6 protein-coding genes are annotated in these 7,368 nt (G+C 61.7%); all 6 read right to left on the minus strand.

Annotated elements, in window-relative coordinates; translation table 11 throughout:
• Positions 1–147 precede the first annotated feature (147 nt).
• Positions 148–669, minus strand: a complete 522-nt coding sequence (locus ACLZN2_RS50330; RefSeq protein WP_416986938.1) for an SLATT domain-containing protein — start codon at positions 667–669, stop codon at positions 148–150.
• A gap of 204 nt (positions 670–873) precedes the next feature.
• Entirely contained in the window at positions 874–1,836 is a 963-nt protein-coding gene (locus tag ACLZN2_RS50335) for a hypothetical protein (protein ID WP_416986940.1), read from the minus strand.
• Between the two features lie 285 nt (positions 1,837–2,121).
• Positions 2,122–3,522, minus strand: a complete 1,401-nt coding sequence (locus ACLZN2_RS50340; protein WP_416986941.1) for a tyrosine-type recombinase/integrase — start codon at positions 3,520–3,522, stop codon at positions 2,122–2,124.
• Positions 3,522–3,740, minus strand: coding sequence for a helix-turn-helix domain-containing protein (locus tag ACLZN2_RS50345; RefSeq protein ID WP_416986943.1), 219 nt, complete (start codon positions 3,738–3,740; stop codon positions 3,522–3,524). Before ACLZN2_RS50345 ends, ACLZN2_RS50340 begins: the two co-directional genes overlap by 1 nt.
• 82 nt (positions 3,741–3,822) lie before the next feature.
• Positions 3,823–4,635, minus strand: coding sequence for a replication-relaxation family protein (locus ACLZN2_RS50350; protein ID WP_416986945.1), 813 nt, complete (start codon positions 4,633–4,635; stop codon positions 3,823–3,825).
• A 103-nt stretch (positions 4,636–4,738) separates the two neighbouring features.
• Positions 4,739–6,652, minus strand: a complete 1,914-nt coding sequence (locus ACLZN2_RS50355; RefSeq protein WP_416986946.1) for a type IV secretory system conjugative DNA transfer family protein — start codon at positions 6,650–6,652, stop codon at positions 4,739–4,741.
• Between the last annotated feature and the right edge of the window lie 716 nt (positions 6,653–7,368).

Below are 7,368 nucleotides of genomic sequence, written 5' to 3' on the forward strand. Positions count from 1 at the left end.
TGCGGCACAACGCCCGCGACGCCCGCCGACCGCTCGCCCTCCTCGGACTCACATGATCACGAACCGGACATCGAGCAACTTTGCCGATGCCCTGCTTCACCTTGGCATCGAATTCGTTGAACGCCGCTGCTGTGGTCATAGCCATGGTTACTCCCCCTCGTCCGCCCCGTAGCTCTGGCCGCCACCGCTGATGTTCCGGCTCGACAGCTTGTAGGCGAGGCGGCCTGGTGGATCGGCCGTCTTGTTGAGCTCGTCGCGGGTGTTGGTCAAGCTGCGCAAGGTGTCCCGTGCGTCCTCGCGGTTCAAGTCGGACAGGTCGACAGTCAGGAACTGGCGTGCTGCCGTCTGGAGTTGGAGGTAGGCGTTCGCAGATGCTTGCGCCTGTGTCATTCGGCGCGATGCGTTCACGGTAGTGAGGGTTGCGCTCAATGCTGCTGCCGCCAGGGCGAGGATGCCGGGCCACACGCCAACGTCACCGGCCAGTGCAGTTCCACCCGAGACAGCGGCAAGTGCAGCCGCCGGAACGCCGAGTGCAACGTTGATGAGCCGCCACAACTTGGCTTGCTCGAACTGGCCTTGAGCGCTCCACAGTGCACTCTCGTGGATGCGGTCGGCTTCCAGCGCGATAGGGCGGTGCGACTCGGGGAGGCCGTCGGGGATCAGGGACACGAACACCTCATATGACCAACACCGCGTGAGATGGGTGGAGACGGACAAGAGGAGCGACCCATCAGTGTAGGTCGCTGGGTTCAGGGAGGGCCAGCGGTGCGCGGGTGATGAGGGTCGCCTGTGACACGCCGCCGGCGCGCGGATGAACCGGCGGGACTACGGTTCGCCTGCCTGAGTTGAGCGAGCGAGACTCACCCGGGAGTCCTAAGAGTCTTGCGGGCTGACGAGCTCTTCGCGCCGAACGTCGCGCGGACTTGCCTTTCCGCGCTTGCTCGCAGAAAGAAGTGGCTTGGCCTGCACGGTCACCATGTAGACGGTGACGCCTTCAACATGGAGTCGCGGTGGCCAGGGCTTTGTGTCCTCATCGGTGGGGAGCTGTAGACCGTGGTCGCTCAGGTTGAAGATCACGAGGTAGGCCACGTTCTTCCCGTAGTCACGGGCGTAGCTGACTGCTTGCTGGAATCCCTTCGCCACGTACCGAACGTCGTAGCTCCTCTCTGGGGCGTACAGCTTGACCTCGCAGACGAGAGGGTCGTCACCTTCAAGGCCGCTGACTACATCGGCTTCACCCGAAGCGGACTTCGGCTGTGAGAACGGATAGTCAATCCCCTGGTCGAACAGGAACCGGCGAAGGTAGCGATCGTAGAGTGCCTCGCCGCGTGCGGTGTCCGACTGATACTTCTCGTATAGCTCATCTTGATCGAAGGCTTCAAGTCGCCGAGTGAAGCGTTCGAGCATGTAGAGAACTTCGCTTGCTGAGCCGATCTGCTCCTGTAGGTACTCGACGAACGGTTCGACTGTCCGTTCCGTCAACTCCCGGTAGATCGTTGGCCAGTGCCTTTCACGCGAGATTGAAGATGCGTGCTTATTGGGGTTCTCGCCACCGGCCCACCTTGTGATGAGTCGCCATGCCACCTTCATGTGGCCGATCTCCGAGTCAGGCCAATCGTAGTGACCGCGACCGTTCAAGTGGTCTTCGATCCATTTGTCAGCGTCCAACTTGGAAAGGCTCCCGGCGATCCTTTCTGTGATTGCACGGAGAGCCGGTGATTGCTGAACGAAGTCGTAGAAATACTTGATCTGTCGATCAAAGACGTTGTAGTCCGTCTTGTAAAGGCGGCGGTATCTCTCTTGGAGCTTGACTTGCAGGTCACGTTCGTAGCGCATCAGAAGAGTCCTTTCAGGGCCTTATTGAGTTGATCCATGGCGTGGTCTACTTCCTCAAACGCTCCGAACATTGAGCCGTCTTTGTCGACCAGGTGGATGCGCGCCCGGCAGCAAGGGCAGTACCGGTATGCCTGCACGCGGGCGTCAAGGAGCTGGATCTCGACTTCGTATCTACAGCGTGGACAAGGAAAGCTAACGAGGTTGGCGAGTAGCTCAAACGACAGCTTCACGTATCAACCTTGCCATTCTGTCGTTGCACTGCGTAGTAATTCGCTACGTTCTGTATCATCTGGAATTGACGGCAACGCTGACGGCAACGGCACCGAGCAACCAGCGTCGCCGACTGTCTTTCAAGATCGCATCTACCCCTGTAACACGCTGTTCTATGTTGCAGTGGTTCGATCTCTTAAGCAGGGTGTCGAGGGTTCGAGCCCCTCCTGGCCCTCCAGAGATAATCCAAGCCAAAAGATCATTCCAAATATGACTCTGACGGCTAACTTGACGGCTACCGTTGCCGTCAATCGCATCCACCAACCGCCCAGGCGTATCCGCCTGGGCGGTTTTGGTTTCTCGTAGTCTCGCTTGCAGTAGTTCTAGAGCATCACGCTTTAGGTTCATCCCACCGTGCTGGTAGATCTGCTGCGTCACCGCAGGACTTGAGTGCCCAAGGATCGCTTGGGCCGTCTTGACCGGAACTTGCAGATGCTCAAGCATGGTCGCCTGGCTATGGCGTAGGTGGTGGAACTTAATTATCCGGACGCCAGCTTTATCGCAGAGCTGCTGGAACGTTCGGACGAAGTTGCGCGGCTCGATCGGCGTGCCAACGTTCGTTCTGAATACGAGGTCGTCGTCAGAGACGGGAGACTCTAGCGCCCGTAGTTCCTCAAGCGCCTTCGTCATGTCTTCTACGAGGGGCAGATTGCGGCGACTCGTCTTCGTCTTGAGTGAAGTGAGCAAGAGTTCACGGCCGACGCGTTGTAGCTGTCGGCGAAGACTAAGAGTGCTATCGGTGAGGTTAATGTCTTTCCAGGCAAGGCCGAGAATCTCGCCACGGCGCATCCCATAGAACAGTGCTAGGAGAAAGGCGGGATAGAGCCGGTGAGTGCGAGCTACGACTAAGAACCGTTGCACTTCGTCAAACGACCAGGGGGCTACTTCTGCGGCTTCTACTCCCGTCTCAGGTGCCTTCAAGTCTACGAGGCGGGCAACGTTGCGATTGACCAACTCCTCTTTCATGGCGCGCGTTAATGCTGAGCTGAGAGTGTTGCGAATCATCTCGACGCGACGAGCCGAGTAGCCTTGCACGCTCTGCTGGTTGATGTACGTTTGCACATCCCGAACGGTGAGCTTCGACAGATACTTGTGTCCAAGGCCAGGTTTCAGATTGCGGCGCGCGACCAACTCGTATTGCTCGTACGTCTTCGGCTTCTTTCCGGGCCTCACTACCTCCTCAAGCCAGTAGTCCAGGTACTCCCCGAGCTTCCAGTTCCTATCCGCTACCGGAATCCCCTGGTCATCCCTCGCTTTGGCTTCCGTCAGTTTCCGACTGACCTCGGCGCGGGTCGCGCCATAGACGCGAACCCGCTTATGTATGCCGCTGGTTGTCAGGACATAGACAGCACCTTCATACCGTCCGTCCTTACGCCGGTAAATCGTCCCCTCGCCGTTTGCATTACGCCGAGCCATCAGGCGAAGGACTCCTTCCAGCCCTTCAGTACAAACGCTTCAATCGAGCGCAGCGGTATCAGCGTGCGCCGCCCAATCTTCACGGCTTCAAGTTGGTGTGACCGGAGCAGGTCATACAACTTCCACTTACTAATCCGCAGGCGCATATACGCCTCGCGCACCGTGAGCAGCAGTGTGCTTTCATCTCCGGGTGGTGTCTTCTTTATTACCTCATCCATATGTCTAATCCTCCTTCTAGTTAAACGCACTTCGATGTTTTCGCCTACCTCCCAGGTGGGCCGCGGCAGTGTAGTTTCCACATCATGGGGTGGTCCCCCCGAGCAGCCGGCCACCCGCCGCTAAAAGCCCGACATCAAAGAGCGCCTGCGCGTCATGGGCCAACTTCTTCACCACGCCCGTGATCCGCTCCGCTCGATGCTCGTCCTTTACGAGCCACAGCACCTTCGGGAACACCCCGTGCCACTGCTGCTCCATGCCGCTGCGCCAGTAGTCGATATACCGCTGGCTCTTGCGCTGGATGGTCGGCAGCGTCTCCGAACTCAAATCCACCTCTATAAACGTGCTGTACTCCATGGCCGACAGCCCGAGACGTACGTACGCGTCCGGCTTCACCTGGACTAACTCGCCGCCGCTGCCCGTGAAGTGACGCCACGAATCTGGTTCCGCGTCAAACGCCAGTAGCTCCACGCCACCTTCGCGGTGCCGCTCGACCATCTGGACGTACAGTTCACTCACGGCCAGCATGTGGTCTTGAAAATACGGTTTCGTCTCCCACACCCGGCGACGCCGACCACCGAGCGGCCCGCCCGTAGAAATGACCGCTTGACCAAGGCCCGTCAGGCCGTAGATATAGCCCGACGACCCCGCCCGCACACCCCCGATGGTCCGGGCGAACCGCACCACGACGCCGAGCTTTGTAAGCCGGGTCATCATCAGCTGCGCCCGACGTGTGCGAGCCCGGGGCGATCCATCCGTCACGGCCAGGCGGCGAAGCTGCTCCAGACTCAGGAGCCGTACACGGCTCAGCGATGCCAACACCGCCACGTCGCGTGGACTCAGCCGAGAACGCAACCGCTCCACCCGCGCCGATGAGAGCAGGCGAGGTCTCACCATGGGAGTACTCCCGTGGGTGAGAGTTTCTTTGGTGCCTGCGCCCTCACAACAGAGAGGCGACGACCAAGGCAACCAACGCGGTGCGAACGCCGATACGAAGCCATCATGGCCGGGGCCTCCGTGGAATCTGCCCGATCGGACTCGACGCCGCCTCGTCGCCGCCGTGCCACCGCGCACGAAGCCGCGCGTCCAGCTCCACCCCGTCCACTCCATACCACTGCGCACTCTGGCGACGTAAGACGGCAGGATCACCGAGGGCGCGCGTGTCCGGTGGGAGCGTCCGGACAAGGAACGGCTCGCTGATACGTCGGTTCACCAAGACCTCGGCATACGCCTCGTGCGCCCCGAGCAGCGCGAGGTCATCCGCCATCAGGCCGCCACCGAGGATGGTCGCGAGGCTCGACGCGTCCTCACTGCTGGGACGGAACACCACGCGATTCCGCGCGTTGGCCGTGATTCCCGCCCGCAGCTTCGGCGGGAGCTGCGCCATGTGTTGATGCGCCACGGTGAGGCCGACGCCAAGCCCGCGCGCCTGGGCGAACAGGTCGCCGAGGTCGACGGGCAGCCGGAGGTACTGCTGTACCTCGTCGATAACGACCATGGCTGGCGTCCGGTGGGTCGAGGCAACCAAGGCCCGACGCTGCATCGCCTGCCAGAGCTGCGTCACCAGCAGGGCGCCGATCATCTGGGACGTCTCGCTTCCGATGACCCCAGAGTTCAGGTTCACCAGCACGATGCGCGGACGCAAGAACAGTTCGTCCAACCCGAACCGCGGTGCGGCCTGGCCGAGTAGCCGACGTATCGGCGTGCGGCTCAGGAAAGCCCGCGTCTTGTTCAGCACAGGCGCGACCACCTGTTGCCGCTCCGCCTCCGACAACCCGTCGTACCACGAGAAGAACGGCGCCAAGACAAGCGGGTCGTTGACCACGCCGAGCACCCGACGGCGGAACGCGGCGTTGGTCAACAGGACCGGGAGATCGGCCAGCGTTCCTTGGTCACTACGAGCAAGTGCCACCAGGGCGTGCATCAGCACGTCGGCACTTCGCGGCCCGAGGCTCGTACCGTACAGCTCACGGAACAAGTACAAGAGATGGTCGGCCCGCTGCTCGGCGTCCTCGCGCGGTCCCGCGAGCGGATTGAAGCCGACGACTTTCTCAGACGAGCCCGGCTCGATGGCCACCACGTCCTCGCGGCGCTCCGCGGGGACGCCGGCCACCACCGCTTCCACCAGGTCGCCGCGCGGCTCAAGAACGAAGACACTTCGACCTGCCCGAACGTCTGCGAGGAGCAACCGGGCCAGCAGCGTCGACTTGCCGCTTCCCGTCGGGCCGACCACGTGCAGATGATGCACCGCACTTTCCGTCGGCAGCGTGACCAGATGATCCGCTTGAGCAGGATGCAGGCCGGCGCCCAGGACACGGCCGTCCGGTTGACCACCTCGTTCTACCGGCACGGTGATCTGCGCTGGTGCCGGATAGTGGCGACCGAGACGGGCGTGCAGAGATGCGGTCGCCTCTACCGGCCAGCCGACAACTCCCGCCAGCTCCGCCACATTCAGGACGCCCGACCATCGGTTGTTCGCCGCAGCACTGTCGAGCTGGCGAGTGCCCCGCACGCTCGCGCGGGGGACACGCAGTTCAACATGACTGCTACTGACAACCTGGAGCGCTTCGCCAAGGCGCCGCACCACCAGACGGGCCGATTCAAGCGAACGGGCACGCGCCCCGATGCGGCCACGTACCAGTAGCAGCGGCTCGTGCGTCTTCCGCTTCCAGACCTGCCGGTCGTCCGCCGACTCCTTGGCCACGGCAACCAGGCCCAGAGCCCGTGTCACGCTGAACGACTCCGGCTTCCGCGATCGGGACTGCGCCGGGCCGACGACCCACTGAAGAACGGCCGATACGTCACGCCCCAGCGAGGCCATCCCCTCAAGCAGCCCGGCCGTGACGCTCGCTGACATGTCCGTCCGCAGCACGCCCGTGAGATTCGACAGGTGGACGTTCGCGACCACCTGCATGGGCCGACGCGGTGGGTTCGGGAGAGCTACGAGTACCAGCCCGGGAAGCTGCGCCCGTACTTGGGCTGCCAGCTCCTCGCTGATGCTTGTATCCATCCCGACCAACCACCGGACACCGTCCGCTGATCCCCGCAGTTCCAGCGCCACCGCCGGCGTACGCCGAAGCCATCCGATCAAGGGGCGGTAGGCGAGCGGTTGGAGTGCCCGCACCACCTCGGCGACCGTGAGACTGCGCACGAAGTGGATTTCGAACCATTGCAGCTTGGAAAGCTGCGCGCGGGTTGGGTTGCTCTGTGGTGTATCTATAGGCACCCTCCTTTCTGTTACACGAAGGACGACAGACTCGAAGAGACACACAAAACAACACCGGCGCAGGAATGCGTCAGGGTTCTTTCGCTACATGTAGCTCCGGGCTTGTCGTTGGAAGACGAGGCATGTTCGCCGTGACGGCTCGTCTGCACTCGCCTCCACATTCCACTATGGGGAGGACGCTATACAAAAACAAGCGTTTAGGCAGGGATTACAACACCGGTGCGAATACTCTCAACAGGGGCGAAACCCCAACGCTATATTTTCACAAGTGACTGAGGATTCACGGAATGAACGGTCGCTTCTAGAGGTTGAGCCAGGGCATCGGCAAAGTTGCTCGATGTCCGGTTCGTGATCATGTGAGTCCGAGGAGGGCGAGCGGTCGGCGGGCGTCGCGGGCGTTGTGC

Origin of the sequence: Streptomyces sp. T028 (assembly GCF_048159505.1) — a bacterium.
Lineage (GTDB): Bacteria > Actinomycetota > Actinomycetes > Streptomycetales > Streptomycetaceae > Streptomyces.

Excerpts from the sequence above, each read along its gene's own strand:
- ACLZN2_RS50345 (WP_416986943.1), bottom strand. The coding sequence starts at position 3,740 with ATGGATGAGGTAATAAAGAAGACACCACCCGGAGATGAAAGCACACTG.
- ACLZN2_RS50355 (WP_416986946.1), bottom strand. The coding sequence starts at position 6,652 with ATGCAGGTGGTCGCGAACGTCCACCTGTCGAATCTCACGGGCGTGCTG.
- ACLZN2_RS50335 (WP_416986940.1), bottom strand. The coding sequence starts at position 1,836 with ATGCGCTACGAACGTGACCTGCAAGTCAAGCTCCAAGAGAGATACCGC.
- ACLZN2_RS50340 (WP_416986941.1), bottom strand. The coding sequence starts at position 3,522 with ATGGCTCGGCGTAATGCAAACGGCGAGGGGACGATTTACCGGCGTAAG.
- ACLZN2_RS50350 (WP_416986945.1), bottom strand. The coding sequence starts at position 4,635 with ATGGTGAGACCTCGCCTGCTCTCATCGGCGCGGGTGGAGCGGTTGCGT.